This window comes from Acinetobacter piscicola (assembly GCF_015218165.1).
In the GTDB taxonomy this organism is placed as follows: domain Bacteria; phylum Pseudomonadota; class Gammaproteobacteria; order Pseudomonadales; family Moraxellaceae; genus Acinetobacter; species Acinetobacter piscicola_A.
Window position 1 is genome coordinate 3,137,242 of the sequence record NZ_CP048659.1, and the last position, 15,410, is coordinate 3,152,651.

Consider the following 15,410-nt stretch of genomic DNA (forward strand, 5'->3'; position numbering starts at 1 on the left):
AGTCATGATCTTTTCAGCCAAAACATAACTTTCATTTGACTCACAAATATTGATTTTTTATGACAGCAAAATCCTTTACAATCTTGAACTATTTGCTTTTTATTATGATGTACCGATGATCACACTGTCTCAATTTTTATCTCGTTTTAGCACTGTCACTCTTCAACGCAGTCTAAATTATGTAAAAAAAATTGACGTGGCAAATTTAGAAACACATCTTGACAATAACCGCTTGGACATTGAAGCACAAATTGAAGGCAATGATTGGTATGATACTTTTATTCGTGTTGACCTCAACAAGAGCAGCATCATAGATAATGAATGCAGTTGCCCTGTCGGTTTTAATTGTAAACATGCAGCAGCATTAGCACATTATTATTATAATCATCAACATGAAAAGCCATTCAAAAAACGATCAGATTACCATCCTCATCAATCTCATAAAAATACAGCAACGCATTCAGTACATCATCAATCAAATCACGCCACACATGACACTGCCAAAGCATGGCTGGAGCAGTTCCGCCAACAATTAGCCCTTGAAAAATCGACACAAATCTTAAAACATCACCAACTCATCTATATTTTTGAACCGAAGAAAAATTCAAAAAAATTACAATTAACAGTCAATAAAGCACGTCGCATTAAAGATGGTAGTATCAGTAGAACAGAGCATTATACTAGTTATGACAATGTGCCTAATGGCCGCTTAAAAGTATCCAATGAAGATAAAAATATTTTTAATCATCTCTATTTTTTTGCAAAACTAAACTTCAACCATGCAAATATATATAACTATCCACCCACGTGGGACATTTCAGGTATTTACCAAGAACAACTCAAAATGGTGATTCAAAAAGGTGTTTGTTATCATCTAAATACCCTCAATTCTGCACTCACATGGTCTGATGAACTTTATCAACTTGAATTTAATTGGCATGCACAGCCTGCACAAAAAACTGAAAAATTAAAAGCACAATTTTTTGACCAAAGTCATCAAAAATTAGATGCTGAGCATAACCAACAGATTTATATTATTCATTCACATCCTTTGAGTTACCTTGATGCTGTTAAAAATCAGGTGGGCGTATTAGAGTCGTCTTATTCAAGTGAAATGATTGAAGAATTAATCAATATGCCGCAACTTCCTGCGGATCTTTTAGCTGAGTTTGAACAAGTCATTCAACCCTATTCTGCTTTTGGAGATTTGCCCCAAACACAATTTTCACAAAACTTAGAAACGATTCAAGGTCAACCGATTCCGATTATACGTTTTGGTGGATTTCCACAATATCATCGTTTAAGCGATATGTATCACTATGCCATTGCTGAAATTGAATTTGAATATCCATCAGGACGAATCAAAGCAGGCGTCACTGAGGAATATGTCATTCAAATTTTGAATGAAAAAGCAGTCAAACAACAACGTGATTTAAAATTTGAAAAACAACAAGTTGAATCTTTAAAAAAATTAATCCCCTCTTTTCAATGGCTCGCACAAATCAATAAAAACAAACGCCCTGCGTTTGACACAATGACTGAAAACTCAATTATTTGTGCTGATCCAAAAGATTGGATTCATCACCTGATTCCTGCCAATAAAATTGAACAATTAGGATGGAAAGTTGAACATACACCCGACAGCTTATTTCAATTATTAGCAACACAAAATTTTCAATTAAATTTAGTGGAGTCAACAAAAAAACAAAATTGGTTTGAAGTCGGTGCAACAGTTCAAGACCTTGAGGGTAACACATATGATGTCATCCAACTTTTAGCACATCTTGTTGCTAAAATGCCCACCATGTTAGATCCTGAATTCATTGAAGAATTAGAAGATGATGGCTACTTTATCGTAAATTTAGGTGATCAAAAACCACAATTGACCTTAAAAGTACAAGAAATAAAACCTATTTTTATTTATCTTAAAGAGATCTTGCAACATCCTGATTCAGCAGGATTTGATCGCTATGATGCAGCACAACTTATTGATTTAAAACATACTTTAGGTATGCCATGGCAAAGTTCAGAACCTTTATACCAATTTGCCCATAAACTCAATCAATGCTACCAACAACAAATTGCAACGCCTCAAGGCTTTCGAGGTGAATTACGTCCTTATCAACAACAAGGCTTAGGTTGGTTACAATTTTTACGTGAAACCCACCATGGCGGTATTCTTGCTGATGATATGGGTTTAGGCAAAACAGCTCAGACCTTGGCACATTTATTGATCGAAAAACAAGCGGGAAGACTTGATGAGCGTCCTGCCTTAATTATTGCACCGACATCATTAATGCAAAATTGGCGTAAAGAAGCAGAAAAATTTGCACCTGAATTAAAAGTTTTAATTTTACAGGGGCAAAATCGTCTTGAGCATTTCGAAAATATTCCACATGCAGATCTTATTCTCAGTACCTACCCACTTTTAGTGCGTGATGAAGAATATATTTTGAAATATCAATATCATATTCTAATTTTGGATGAAGCTCAAAATATCAAAAACCCACGTGCAAAAGCGGCTCAAGTGGTGAGACAAATTCAAGCTCAGCATCGCCTGTGCTTAACAGGCACGCCAATAGAAAACCATTTAGGCGAACTTTGGTCATTATTCCACTTTTTAATGCCAGGGTTCTTATATACACAGGATGTATTTAATAAAAAGTATCGTACGCCGATTGAAAAAGAAGGCGATACAATGATCAAAAATCGCTTAGTTGCTCGTATTAAACCTTTTATGTTACGCCGTTTAAAAACTGATGTTGCTCAAGAACTGCCAGAAAAAACAACAATTGAAGTGAATATTGACATGAATGAACAGCAGTCAAAACTATATGAAGCTGTTCGAGCAACCATGCAAAAAGATATTCGCGAACTTATTGCAGCTCGGGGCTTTAAACGTAGCCAAATTCAAATTTTAAGTGCATTATTAAAACTCAGACAAATCTGCTGTCATCCTCATCTGTTACAGCTAGACTATCTTAAAGATGATAATATTCAGTCTGCAAAATTAGATCAACTGATTGAAATGCTGACCAATATGGTCGAAGAAGGACGTAAAATTTTAGTTTTTTCACAATTTACAAGCATGTTGCAACTTATTGAAAATCAATTAAATACTCTAAAAATAAAGCATACCAAATTAACTGGAAAAACAAAAAAACGAGATGAAGTGATTACAGCCTTTCAATCTGGCGATATCCCAGTATTTTTAATCAGTTTAAAAGCTGGAGGGGTTGGCTTAAATCTGACAGCAGCTGATACTGTAATTCATTATGATCCATGGTGGAATCCGGCTGCTGAAGATCAGGCATCTGACCGAGCTTGGCGAATTGGTCAAGACAAACCTGTGTTTGTTTATAAACTAATTACAAATCAAAGTATAGAAGAAAAAATTTTAGCTTTGCAGAAAAATAAAGCCCAATTAACCCAATCAATTCTCAGCACAGACTATGAACATGAAGTAAAATTAACTGAAGAAGATGTAATGAAATTACTTGAATAAAAATTGCATTATGTATCTATCACATTGTATTTTAAACAAACACATCGCAATTCTTTTTTTTCATTTGGAATAAAATAGATGGAAAATAATTTAGAACAACAAAACAAACATTCATTGAATGTAAAATTATATCCTGTAGAAAATTTACAATTTTTACTGACTGCAGGACCTGATTTAATCAGTACACAAATCAAAAAAGGACAATATTGGGATCAATTGATTTTAGTTTTATCAGAGCACTTTTTAAAAGATATAGATCATCCCATATTTATTGATATTGGTGCCAATTTAGGTGCTATTTCCATTCCAATTGCGAAACACATTCAACCACGACAAGGTATCGTGCATAGCTTTGAAGCACAACGAGCGGTATTTTATCAACTCTGTGGCAATATTTTTGCTAATCATCTTACACAAACTTGTCATGCTCATCACTTAGCGATTGGAAATAAACAAGGCACCATTCAAGTACCCATTTTAGATTTACATACCGACATCAATGTTGGTGCATTGTCTTTAGATGCCGAAATTCGGGCTGAACAAAGCGAACACCAGTTTGCTCATCATCATGATAAAAAATATGAGTCTGTAGATTTACAAAAAATAGATCATTTAACACTCCCCTCCGCGGACCTTATTAAAATTGACGTCGAAGGTATGGAGCTAGATGTCATTAAAGGAGCAAAAAAGTGGTTAAAATACAGTAATTACCCTCCGATTTTTCTTGAAGTATGGGGTGACTATATGAAAAAACAAAAAACTAAAAAAGAAAAATTAATTAAATATCTAACAACTAATCTTGGTTATGAATTATTTTTTATAGATGAACTTTGCATTGCCCAACATGTAACACGTAAAAAATATAATATCATTTTGAATGATCAAAATAGACAAATTTATTTAGAAAAACTAGCATAATGCTCTAGAAAACATGCAAGAAGACAATTAAATCAATAAAATATAACAAGGAATAATTGAAATAATTATTCCTTATTTATAAATACTATTTTCCCACCCGCCATAAAAAACACCCCCAACCTTTCAGTTGAGGGTGTTTAAATTTAAAAGCTGGCGATGACTTACTCTCACATGGGTAATCCCACACTACCATCAGCGCTAAGAGGTTTCACTTCTGAGTTCGGGAAGGGATCAGGTGGTTCACTCTTGCTATTGTCGCCAGCAAACTGTTATGGATACTCGCTATGGTCTTATTTAGATGCCACGGCTTTCAACCAAATGAGTTATTAACAGGATAATTTGAGTTGCTATTGTAACTAGCTTTTGAACTAAATCAAGCATTTTGCTTTGAATTCATTGAAACATACAACTGTTTGGGTGTTGTATAGTCAAGCCTCACGAGCAATTAGTATTGGTCAGCTTCATGCATCGCTGCACTTCCACATCCAACCTATCAACGTCGTAGTCTTCAACGGCTCTTTAGAGGACATAAAGTCCTAGGGAAATCTTATCTTGAGGTAGGCTTCCCGCTTAGATGCTTTCAGCGGTTATCCCTTCCGAACATAGCTACCCGGCGATGCGACTGGCGTCACAACCGGTACACCAGAGGTTCGTCCACTCTGGTCCTCTCGTACTAGGAGCAGATCCTCTCAAATTTCCAGCGCCCACGGTAGATAGGGACCGAACTGTCTCACGACGTTCTAAACCCAGCTCGCGTACCTCTTTAAATGGCGAACAGCCATACCCTTGGGACCTGCTTCAGCCCCAGGATGAGATGAGCCGACATCGAGGTGCCAAACACCGCCGTCGATATGAACTCTTGGGCGGTATCAGCCTGTTATCCCCAGAGTACCTTTTATCCGTTGAGCGATGGCCCTTCCATACAGAACCACCGGATCACTAAGACCTACTTTCGTACCTGCTCGACTTGTGGGTCTCGCAGTTAAGCGCGCTTTTGCCTTTATACTCTACGCGTGATTTCCGACCACGCTGAGCGCACCTTCGTACTCCTCCGTTACTCTTTAGGAGGAGACCGCCCCAGTCAAACTACCCACCAGACATGGTCCTCGTCCCGGATCACGGGACAGAGTTAGAACCTCAATATTACCAGGGTGGTATTTCAAGATTGGCTCCACCGAAACTAGCGTCTCGGTTTCAAAGCCTCCCACCTATCCTACACAAGTAAGATCAAAGTTCAATGTCAAGCTGCAGTAAAGGTTCACGGGGTCTTTCCGTCTAGCCGCGGGTACACCGCATCTTCACGGCGATTTCGATTTCACTGAGCCTCTGCTGGAGACAGCGCCCCCATCATTATGCCATTCGTGCAGGTCGGAACTTACCCGACAAGGAATTTCGCTACCTTAGGACCGTTATAGTTACGGCCGCCGTTTACTGGGGCTTCGATCAAGAGCTTCGCTTACGCTAACCCCATCAATTAACCTTCCAGCACCGGGCAGGCATCACACCCTATACGTCCACTTTCGTGTTTGCAGAGTGCTATGTTTTTAATAAACAGTTGCAGGGGCCTAGTTTCTGTGGCTGCTCTCAGCTCAGGAAGCAAGTTCCATCACCAAAAGCAGCGTACCTTCTCCCGAAGTTACGGTACCATTTTGCCTAGTTCCTTCAGCAGAGTTCTCTCAAGCGCTTTGGTCTACTCGACCTGACCACCTGTGTCGGTTTCGGGTACGATTCCTGTGTAACTGAAGCTTAGAGACTTTTCTTGGAAGTATGGTATCAGCCACTTTACTGTACAAGTACAGCTTGCTATCAGTTCTCAGCATAGAGTACCCCGGATTTGCCTAAGATACATGCCTACAACCTTTCACCTGGACAACCAACGCCAGGCTGACTTAACCTTCTCCGTCCTCTCATCGCATTACACAGAAGTATTGGAATATTAACCAATTTCCCATCGACTACGCCTCTCGGCCTCGCCTTAGGGGTCGACTCACCCAGCCCCGATTAACGTTGGACTGGAACCCTTGGTCTTTCAGCGAACGGGTTTTTCACCCGTTTTGTCGTTACTCACGTCAGCATTCGCACTTCTGATACCTCCAGCAGACTTCTCAATCCACCTTCATCGGCTTACAGAACGCTCCCCTACCACGTATACATAGTATACATCCGCAGCTTCGGTACTATATTTTAGCCCCGTTACATCTTCCGCGCAGGCCGACTCGACTAGTGAGCTATTACGCTTTCTTTAAAGGGTGGCTGCTTCTAAGCCAACCTCCTAGCTGTCTATGCCTTCCCACATCGTTTCCCACTTAATATAGATTTTGGGACCTTAGCTGGCGGTCTGGATTGTTTTCCTCTTGACTACGGACGTTAGCACCCGCAGTCTGTCTCCCGGATAGTACTCATTGGTATTCGGAGTTTGCATCGGTTTGGTAAGTCGGGATGACCCCCTAGCCGAAACAGTGCTCTACCCCCAATGGTATTCGTCCGAGGCGCTACCTAAATAGCTTTCGGGGAGAACCAGCTATCACCGAGTTTGATTAGCCTTTCACCCCTATCCACAAGTCATCCCCTGGCTTTTCAACGACAGTGGGTTCGGTCCTCCAGTTAGTGTTACCCAACCTTCAACCTGCTCATGGATAGATCACCCGGTTTCGGGTCTATACCCAGCAACTATACGCCCTATTAAGACTCGATTTCTCTACGGCTCCCCTATACGGTTAACCTTGCTACTGAATATAAGTCGCTGACCCATTATACAAAAGGTACGCAGTCACCGAACAAGTCGGCTCCCACTGCTTGTATGCATGCGGTTTCAGGATCTATTTCACTCCCCTCACAGGGGTTCTTTTCGCCTTTCCCTCACGGTACTGGTTCACTATCGGTCAGTCAGGAGTATTTAGCCTTGGAGGATGGTCCCCCCATATTCAGACAAGGTTTCACGTGCCTCGCCCTACTCGTCATCATTATATGTGCCCTTTCGTGTACGGGACTATCACCCTCTACGGTCGCACTTCCCAGAGCGTTCCGCTAAAACACATATAACTTAATGGGCTGATCCCCGTTCGCTCGCCGCTACTGAGGGAATCTCAATTGATTTCTTTTCCTAAGGGTACTGAGATGTTTCACTTCCCCTCGTTCGCCTCGTATGACTATGTATTCATCATACGATACCTACCTTATGGTAAGTGGGTTTCCCCATTCAGAAATCTCCGGATCACAGGATATTTGCCGCCTCCCCGAAGCTTATCGCAGGCTATTACGTCTTTCATCGCCTCTGACTGCCAAGGCATCCACCACATGCACTTAATTACTTGACTATACAACCCCAAACAGTCGTTCATCCCTACAAGTAGGATAACCAACATTACAGTTTGAAGTACTGTGTATCTAAACACCGTACAGCTTCAATCTAAATTCATATACCAAAACGCTTGATTCAGTTTTATCGCTAGTAACTCATTTCTTGTAGTTGCCTACTTGAAACGAGTATGAACAATTTATTTCAACTCAAATATATTCTGTTAATGATTCACTACGTCTTCGTCAGATCGCAGTCAACTGTGATAAATCACAGAGCTTAATAACAATGCAGCGTATTATACGCTTCTTTATCACTAAGCTCTATAAGCTATCATTTTATTTGCTTGTTTATTAGCTAGTTAACATTCCGTAAGAATGTGGTGGAGACTAGGAGAGTCGAACTCCTGACCTCCTGCGTGCAAAGCAGGCGCTCTACCAACTAAGCTAAGTCCCCAGCTTAAGATCTAAAATATCTAATTCCCTGTACTCAATATTTAATTTTTCAATTAAATAATGTGTTCGTCAGAATGGTGGGTCTGACAAGACTTGAACTTGTGACCCCACGCTTATCAAGCGTGTGCTCTAACCAACTGAGCTACAGACCCTCAGATACTTCAATGAAGAACAACTTGTTGTGGATTCTTACCGATCGTCAATCTTTCGTTAAGGAGGTGATCCAGCCGCAGGTTCCCCTACGGCTACCTTGTTACGACTTCACCCCAGTCGTCGGCCACACCGTGGTAAGCGTCCTCCTTGCGGTTAGACTACCTACTTCTGGTGCAACAAACTCCCATGGTGTGACGGGCGGTGTGTACAAGGCCCGGGAACGTATTCACCGCGGCATTCTGATCCGCGATTACTAGCGATTCCGACTTCATGGAGTCGAGTTGCAGACTCCAATCCGGACTACGATCGGCTTTTTGAGATTAGCATCCTATCGCTAGGTAGCAACCCTTTGTACCGACCATTGTAGCACGTGTGTAGCCCTGGTCGTAAGGGCCATGATGACTTGACGTCGTCCCCGCCTTCCTCCAGTTTGTCACTGGCAGTATCCTTAAAGTTCCCACCCGAAGTGCTGGCAAATAAGGAAAAGGGTTGCGCTCGTTGCGGGACTTAACCCAACATCTCACGACACGAGCTGACGACAGCCATGCAGCACCTGTATGTAAGTTCCCGAAGGCACCAATCCATCTCTGGAAAGTTCTTACTATGTCAAGACCAGGTAAGGTTCTTCGCGTTGCATCGAATTAAACCACATGCTCCACCGCTTGTGCGGGCCCCCGTCAATTCATTTGAGTTTTAGTCTTGCGACCGTACTCCCCAGGCGGTCTACTTATCGCGTTAGCTGCGCCACTAAAGCCTCAAAGGCCCCAACGGCTAGTAGACATCGTTTACGGCATGGACTACCAGGGTATCTAATCCTGTTTGCTCCCCATGCTTTCGTACCTCAGCGTCAGTATTAGGCCAGATGGCTGCCTTCGCCATCGGTATTCCTCCAGATCTCTACGCATTTCACCGCTACACCTGGAATTCTACCATCCTCTCCCATACTCTAGCTCCCCAGTATCGAATGCAATTCCTAAGTTAAGCTCAGGGATTTCACATCCGACTTAAAAAGCCGCCTACGTACGCTTTACGCCCAGTAAATCCGATTAACGCTCGCACCCTCTGTATTACCGCGGCTGCTGGCACAGAGTTAGCCGGTGCTTATTCTGCGAGTAACGTCCACTATCTTTAGGTATTAACCAAAGTAGCCTCCTCCTCGCTTAAAGTGCTTTACAACCATAAGGCCTTCTTCACACACGCGGCATGGCTGGATCAGGGTTCCCCCCATTGTCCAATATTCCCCACTGCTGCCTCCCGTAGGAGTCTGGGCCGTGTCTCAGTCCCAGTGTGGCGGATCATCCTCTCAGACCCGCTACAGATCGTCGCCTTGGTAGGCCTTTACCCCACCAACTAGCTAATCCGACTTAGGCTCATCTATTAGCGCAAGGTCAAATGATCCCCTGCTTTCCCCCGTAGGGCGTATGCGGTATTAGCGTCCCTTTCGAAACGTTGTCCCCCACTAATAGGCAGATTCCTAAGTATTACTCACCCGTCCGCCGCTAGGTCCAGTAGCAAGCTACCTTTCCCCGCTCGACTTGCATGTGTTAAGCCTGCCGCCAGCGTTCAATCTGAGCCATGATCAAACTCTTCAGTTTAAAATCAATAGTGCTTTATTCAAAACACCAAATCTTGGCTCATCAATTTTCTGACATTAATTTCTCAAATAAACTTCGAGTAATTTCTACCATTAATCAATGAAAATAATTTCGATCAATCAATCAGTAAAAATCCACACAAGTTGTTCTTCATATTCTCTTAATGATCTTCTTAATGCTTCGTCAGCATCAAGCTAGGTCGGCTATATTACTCTCTATCTCTAGAAAGTCAACATGTAATGAAAATTATTTTTAATCCTTCCTTCTAAAACCCAACTTAATCAATTCAACCAAGTCATTGTTTTATCAGAAGTTTTAATCTTCATCACCGCCGATGGATGTGCATTCTACAGCATTTCAGATACGACGCAACCCCTTTTTTTATCTTTTCCTATTTTTTTTACTCATTCGCTACCTTTTTAAGCAATTTTTTATGTTGTTTTTAACTTTTAAGGTGATTTGAGTTAAATACATACTGTCGAACTGCTGTTAGAATAGCGCCATGATTGTCACAAGTTCGTTCCTTGTAACTTACATTTAGGACTTTATATGCATCGTTTTAATTTTTTATGGGCAAGTATGCTGTGCATAGGCTTGACCTCAACTGCATTTGCTCAAGATGCATCTTCAGAATCTCTTGTTCAGGAAAGCGAGAAGGCTACCCAAACAACAGAGAATACTGAAGCTGTTACAATAGAAAATGCAACTATAGATAGTAAGCATCCACGTTTTGATGCTTTAAAAGAATTAAAGTATGTCAAAGTTGAAAACTTAAAAGTGAATGCTAATGCTGCTCAAGCGGATGATGTAAAAGATCCATTACAACCATTAAATCGTGAAATCTTTGCATTTAATGATATGTTAGATCGTAATGTTGCACGTCCACTTGCTGTGCAATATTCAGAAAAAGTGCCTGAAGATGTACGTGGCTCTTATAGCTCATTCCGTAAAAATTTGAGTGAGCCGTGGAATGCGGTCAATCAATTAGCACAAGGTCGTTTTAGCCGTGCCGCAAAAACATTAGGTCGTTTTACGATTAATACAGTGACTTCTTTAGGTTTTGCAGATCCTGCAAAACGTTTAGGTATGCCAAATGAAGATGAATCATTGGGTACAACTTTAGGTTATTATGGTGTTCCAAGTGGTCCTTATTTAATGTTGCCACTTTTTGGACCAAGCACTTTACGTAATTCTTTAGATTATGTTGCTGAAAGTTATGCAAACCCACTGACTTATACAGTAGATAATGCAGATCAGTCAGGTTATATCTGGGGAAATCGTCTAATGGGGGGTATTAATGCCCGTTCACGCTTATTAGAGTTTGAAGGTGCTTTACAAGGTGATAGATATGCTGCGATTCGTGATATTTATTTACAACGTCAAAGTTATAATATTGCCAAGAAAAAAGGGTTAGATAGCGAAGCTATTTCCTTTGTTGATGATGTAGATGAAGATACTTCAACAGATGCCGAGCAATAATTTAAATCCACCTTTTTCACATATTTTGTAAAAAATTATCTGATATTGGCATATCCTCGGATGTGTCAATATCTCTTGGTTATCTATTTTACATCGTCTAACATATATTCAGACATATACGCTTTATAGCAGGATTATTGAATCACTTTATGTATTTCATTCAGCCCACTCGTACCATACCCAATTTAGACCAAGTACTAAATGCCCTTCCGAGTCTGCAAATGATCAATATTGAAGATATTCATTTGTATGATCCTACAGTCATTGCCATTGCAGATGTACAAGACTATTTACAACACCAGTGGAACTTACCGACAGTTGCTATTGCATTTGAAAATGAAGGTACAGCGCTTTCCCAAGCTTGGGAACTTGGTGCTTTAGCAGGTTGGATTTGGACACGTTTGCCTGCACACCCTGAACATTCATTATTAAAAATAGACGCACAATATAAACGTAATCAAGACAGTCGTGATTTACCGTCTGCTGCAGAATTACAAAAAAAACTACTGCCAAATCCAATTGAACTACAGAACTATAAAGTAGAAACTTTATTTAAGCCTTCAGCATATTTGTCTGGAGATTGGTACGATTATTGGAAAATTAGCGATAAAGAAATCATTTTTTATCTTGCTGATGTTTCAGGACATGGCGTTACTAGCTCTTTGCTAACATCATGGATGGCAGCGTTTCATGGGCGTTCTAAAACACCTAGAGAATTGATTAAAAAACTCAATGGAATGTTGGTGCAGGAAAATATCGAAAAGCACATTACCATGATTGCAGGGATTTTAAACTTAGAAACCCATGCTTTAAAATGGTCAAGTGCAGGACACTATCCTCCTCCGATTATTTTTGAACCGAACCAAGCACCTCGTGTTTTAAATACCAGTAGTTTTCCTTTAGGGTTAACCGAAGACCTTGAAGTTGAAGAGTTTGATTTGGTATTAAATCGCCATGCACGTTTTATTATTTGCTCAGATGGTGCGCTTGAACCTTATACAGGTGGCTTAAACGAACAGTTTTCACAACTCGTCTATCATTTGCAAAATCAATCATTCCAAACCCCAAATCACGTTGCTGATGATATTGCCATCCTCAGTTTAAGAAGAATGAATTAGCATATTATTCAAAAACTTAATTCAATATAGACTATTCTCTAACGCGTCAATACTTGAGTATAGAGTTGCGCTATGTGATAATTTTCCCATCCTTCTCTGCAAATGGCATTTATATGTCAACAGGTCATGTTGAATATGCAAGCTTGAATGGAACGCATATTTTCAAACTTATTGGTGAAGTGCGAGCCCAATCTTGTATAAGCTTAGATAAACTTTTGGCGCGGATTGAACAGCAAAAAAACGTCATTGGCGCTATTGTTGATTTAACCCAAACCACATTTATAGATAGTACAGTTTTAGGTGTACTGGCAAAGTTAGGCTTAAAGCTGAAACAAATCCATCATATCCAAGCTGTAATGCTATCCACAAATCCCGATATTACAACGCTTGCCAATAGCATGGGCTTAGGGCAGGTTTTTGTCATCCTCAATTATTGTGGTGATCCGAATGTCTGCACTCAGGCATTACTCGATGATAATGTCAATCATAGTACGATGTTAACCACGGTTTTAGATGCGCATAAAACATTAATGAAGCTCAATGAAAACAATCAAAATATGTTCGAGCCATTGGTAAAACAGCTTGAAAAACAGCAAGATGACATGGAATGTGTATCTCAAAGTGTGCCACAGCATAACGCTTAGCATTAAAATAAGGAAAAATCATGACTTTACTTTCTGTTGTTCAAATGAACTCTCAAAATGACATTGAGGCCAACTTTAGTGTGATTGAGTCGTTGATTCAACAAAGTAAAGCAAATGGTGCTTCTTTAATTGTTTTTCCTGAAAATTTTGTCTGTTTTGCTGCAGGTAAACAGCGTGAAACAGCTGAACGCTTTGAAGAGTTTCAACAGCGTTTAGAGCGTCTTGCAGTGCAATATCAAATCTGGATTGTTGCAGGCACCTTGCCTTGCCCTTTCCGCCCCGACGGTTCGACGATTTCAGATGGTCGTGTTCGTACAGTAAGCCTGTGTATCAGCCCTGAACGGACTGAAGCACGTTATGACAAAATTCATTTGTTTGATGTGCAAGTCGGTGATTCGGTGGGGGGCTATCAAGAGTCAAAATTCTTTGAACCTGGTACAGATGTGGTTGTAGCAAAAACACCTTTTGGCAATATTGGCTTAATGGTCTGTTATGACTTACGTTTTCCTGAACTTGCTTTAACCTTGAGATCGCAAGGTGCCAATATTTTGACTGCGCCTGCTGCATTTACCTATACCACTGGCGAAATGCATTGGCAGTTATTGCTTCAAGCACGTGCCATGGACAGTCAATGTCAGGTTTTAGGTGCAGCGCAACAAGGTTGGCATGGTGAAAAGCGTCAAACTTGGGGGCATGCAGGCGCAAGCAATAGTCGTGGTCAGATTTTAGAGATCACCAATCAAGAAGGTGCGCAGCTTTTGACTGTACCTTTTGATTTAGCAGAGCAGGAAGCCATTCGTGCTTCTATGCCTTTGATGCAACATCGTATTTTAGTGCAATACTGAACATCATTTTGCATTGCATCTCACTTTTCAATCCCTGATAAATTTACAAAAACACTGCTTATTCTTTTCTCACTTTCAGACAGGATAATGGTTCAAATAACATACACAGGGATTTACCATGTCTTTAGAAAAAGTTGTTTATACCGCACATGCAAAAGCTACAGGCGGTCGTGATGGTCGTGCTACTTCCTCAGATAATATTTTAGATGTAAAACTCGCAGTACCTACAGAAATGGGAGGTGCAGGTGGTGGAACCAATCCTGAACAGCTTTTTGCTGCGGGTTATTCTGCATGTTTCTTAGGTGAAATGAAGTTTGTGGCGAATCGTGATCACATCAAAATTCCACATGATGCTTTTATTGAAGGCAATGTCGGCATTGGTCCAATTCCTACAGGTTTCGGCATCGAAGTGAAACTTGATATTCATTTGGAAGGTTTAGAGCAAGCTGAAGCACAAAAATTGGTAGACGCTGCACATATTGTTTGTCCTTATTCAAATGCAACACGTGGTAATATTGATGTGACGTTAAATGTGATTGTTTAAAACGTTGTATAAGTAAAATCAACCTGAAGGATATAAATTTTCTTTGGGTTGTATTTCAATATAAATTAAAACATGCTCTATTCTTTTTAAAATACGTCATTGTTAAAAAAATTATTATGATGATTCAGCTTCAAATGACTTAAAACATCATGAAACGTTTTAATTAGGCTAATCCTATAAAAGCTATGAATAATTTTTAGTTATCTCCCCAAATGAGCAGTTTACCAATATCATCTATATGAAGCTTATGCATATGATTCATTTTTTCTAATCGCTGTTCAAAAATTTCTAATTCTTTTTTCGCTAATTCAACGGCATTTTCCAAATCAGAACGATAAAAATGGATCGGATCTTGTGCAGGTGGTGGAAAAAATCCTTCATCATGCTCATCAACTGTAAAATCAAACGTTATCTGCTCACCTTAAATTTTAATTTGTGGCTCAGGATGCCCCTCATAAAAAAATGCCTTATTCGTTGCTAAATTTTCCCAATACTGAATATCAGAAAGAGTGCCACAGCATTGTGGAAAATATTGATCAGTCCCATTTATTTGTAAAACATAACCGCCAAAAAATGCGACTACTTGAGACCGTTCGTATATTCCTTCTCTCAAATCTTGCGTATGATCAATGATTATTTTGATCAAATTACGTTCTGAAATTTCTAAAATTTTACAAATTGATGACCCTGGGCTATAAGGCTTAAAATCATCTAAAAAACCCGCTTTTTTATAACAGTCAGCATGATATTGATTCCATAAATGAGCATAATCCCAATATGGATATTGATCAGGAGGTGAAATGCCTTGATTGTTATACCCCAATTCAATAACAGGTATTAGCGCTAAGGTTATCAT

The 15,410-nt window shown here is 40.1% G+C and carries 8 protein-coding genes, 2 tRNA genes and 3 rRNA genes; 7 read left to right on the forward strand and 6 right to left on the reverse strand.

Translation table 11 applies throughout. The features are described 5' to 3' along the window. The first annotated feature begins 115 nt into the window (after positions 1-115). Positions 116-3,505 carry a DEAD/DEAH box helicase gene (locus G0028_RS15475; protein ID WP_180045616.1) on the forward strand — a complete coding sequence of 1,130 codons (3,390 nt, stop codon included), beginning with the start codon at positions 116-118 and terminating at the stop codon, positions 3,503-3,505. Positions 3,506-3,583: 78 nt separating this feature from the next. After that, complete coding sequence (locus tag G0028_RS15480; protein ID WP_180045615.1) at positions 3,584-4,423, forward strand: FkbM family methyltransferase; 840 nt, start codon at positions 3,584-3,586, stop codon at positions 4,421-4,423. A gap of 148 nt (positions 4,424-4,571) precedes the next feature. Here G0028_RS15480 and rrf read toward each other — a convergent pair. The 5 genes from rrf to G0028_RS15505 form a co-directional block, all read right to left on the reverse strand. Continuing rightward, a 5S ribosomal RNA gene (rrf, locus tag G0028_RS15485) occupies positions 4,572-4,686 on the reverse strand. Positions 4,687-4,847: 161 nt separating this feature from the next. Next, positions 4,848-7,740: ribosomal RNA gene (locus G0028_RS15490) — 23S ribosomal RNA — on the reverse strand. Between the two features lie 361 nt (positions 7,741-8,101). Next, positions 8,102-8,177 (reverse strand) — tRNA-Ala (locus G0028_RS15495). Positions 8,178-8,251: 74 nt separating this feature from the next. Beyond that, positions 8,252-8,328: transfer RNA gene (locus G0028_RS15500), tRNA-Ile, on the reverse strand. Between the two features lie 59 nt (positions 8,329-8,387). Next, positions 8,388-9,924 (reverse strand): 16S ribosomal RNA (locus G0028_RS15505). The 16S, 23S and 5S rRNA genes sit together here with 2 tRNA genes alongside, the layout of an rRNA operon. A gap of 549 nt (positions 9,925-10,473) precedes the next feature. On the opposite strand from G0028_RS15505, the gene G0028_RS15510 reads away from it, so the two are divergent. The 5 genes from G0028_RS15510 to G0028_RS15530 all read left to right on the forward strand — a co-directional run bounded on the left by G0028_RS15510 (position 10,474) and on the right by G0028_RS15530 (position 14,554). Next, complete coding sequence (locus G0028_RS15510; RefSeq protein ID WP_180045080.1) at positions 10,474-11,403, forward strand: VacJ family lipoprotein; 930 nt, start codon at positions 10,474-10,476, stop codon at positions 11,401-11,403. 149 nt (positions 11,404-11,552) lie between these two features. Further along, the gene (gene gigA, locus G0028_RS15515) at positions 11,553-12,521 is read left to right on the forward strand and encodes an RsbU family protein phosphatase GigA (protein WP_130071980.1); all 969 of its coding nucleotides are present in this window, start codon (positions 11,553-11,555) and stop codon (positions 12,519-12,521) included. A 113-nt stretch (positions 12,522-12,634) separates the two neighbouring features. After that, positions 12,635-13,165, forward strand: a complete 531-nt coding sequence (gene gigB / locus G0028_RS15520; RefSeq protein WP_180045079.1) for an anti-anti-sigma factor GigB — start codon at positions 12,635-12,637, stop codon at positions 13,163-13,165. Between the two features lie 20 nt (positions 13,166-13,185). After that, positions 13,186-14,010, forward strand: a complete 825-nt coding sequence (locus G0028_RS15525) for a carbon-nitrogen hydrolase family protein (protein ID WP_180045078.1) — start codon at positions 13,186-13,188, stop codon at positions 14,008-14,010. Between the two features lie 118 nt (positions 14,011-14,128). Next, on the forward strand, positions 14,129-14,554 hold the full coding sequence (locus tag G0028_RS15530; protein ID WP_180045077.1) for an organic hydroperoxide resistance protein: 426 nt from the start codon (positions 14,129-14,131) through the stop codon (positions 14,552-14,554). Positions 14,555-14,975: 421 nt separating this feature from the next. Here G0028_RS15530 and G0028_RS15535 read toward each other — a convergent pair whose 3' ends face one another. Continuing rightward, complete coding sequence (locus G0028_RS15535) at positions 14,976-15,410, reverse strand: hypothetical protein (RefSeq protein WP_218946251.1); 435 nt, start codon at positions 15,408-15,410, stop codon at positions 14,976-14,978.

What these genes read in the sequence shown, in the direction of transcription:
- G0028_RS15475 (WP_180045616.1), top strand. Translation starts at nt 116, where the DNA reads ATGATCACACTGTCTCAATTTTTATCTCGTTTTAGCACTGTCACTCTT.
- G0028_RS15480 (WP_180045615.1), top strand. Translation starts at nt 3,584, where the DNA reads ATGGAAAATAATTTAGAACAACAAAACAAACATTCATTGAATGTAAAA.
- G0028_RS15510 (WP_180045080.1), top strand. Translation starts at nt 10,474, where the DNA reads ATGCATCGTTTTAATTTTTTATGGGCAAGTATGCTGTGCATAGGCTTG.
- gigA (WP_130071980.1), top strand. Translation starts at nt 11,553, where the DNA reads ATGTATTTCATTCAGCCCACTCGTACCATACCCAATTTAGACCAAGTA.
- gigB (WP_180045079.1), top strand. Translation starts at nt 12,635, where the DNA reads ATGTCAACAGGTCATGTTGAATATGCAAGCTTGAATGGAACGCATATT.
- G0028_RS15525 (WP_180045078.1), top strand. Translation starts at nt 13,186, where the DNA reads ATGACTTTACTTTCTGTTGTTCAAATGAACTCTCAAAATGACATTGAG.
- G0028_RS15530 (WP_180045077.1), top strand. Translation starts at nt 14,129, where the DNA reads ATGTCTTTAGAAAAAGTTGTTTATACCGCACATGCAAAAGCTACAGGC.
- G0028_RS15535 (WP_218946251.1), bottom strand. Translation starts at nt 15,410, where the DNA reads ATGATAACCTTAGCGCTAATACCTGTTATTGAATTGGGGTATAACAAT.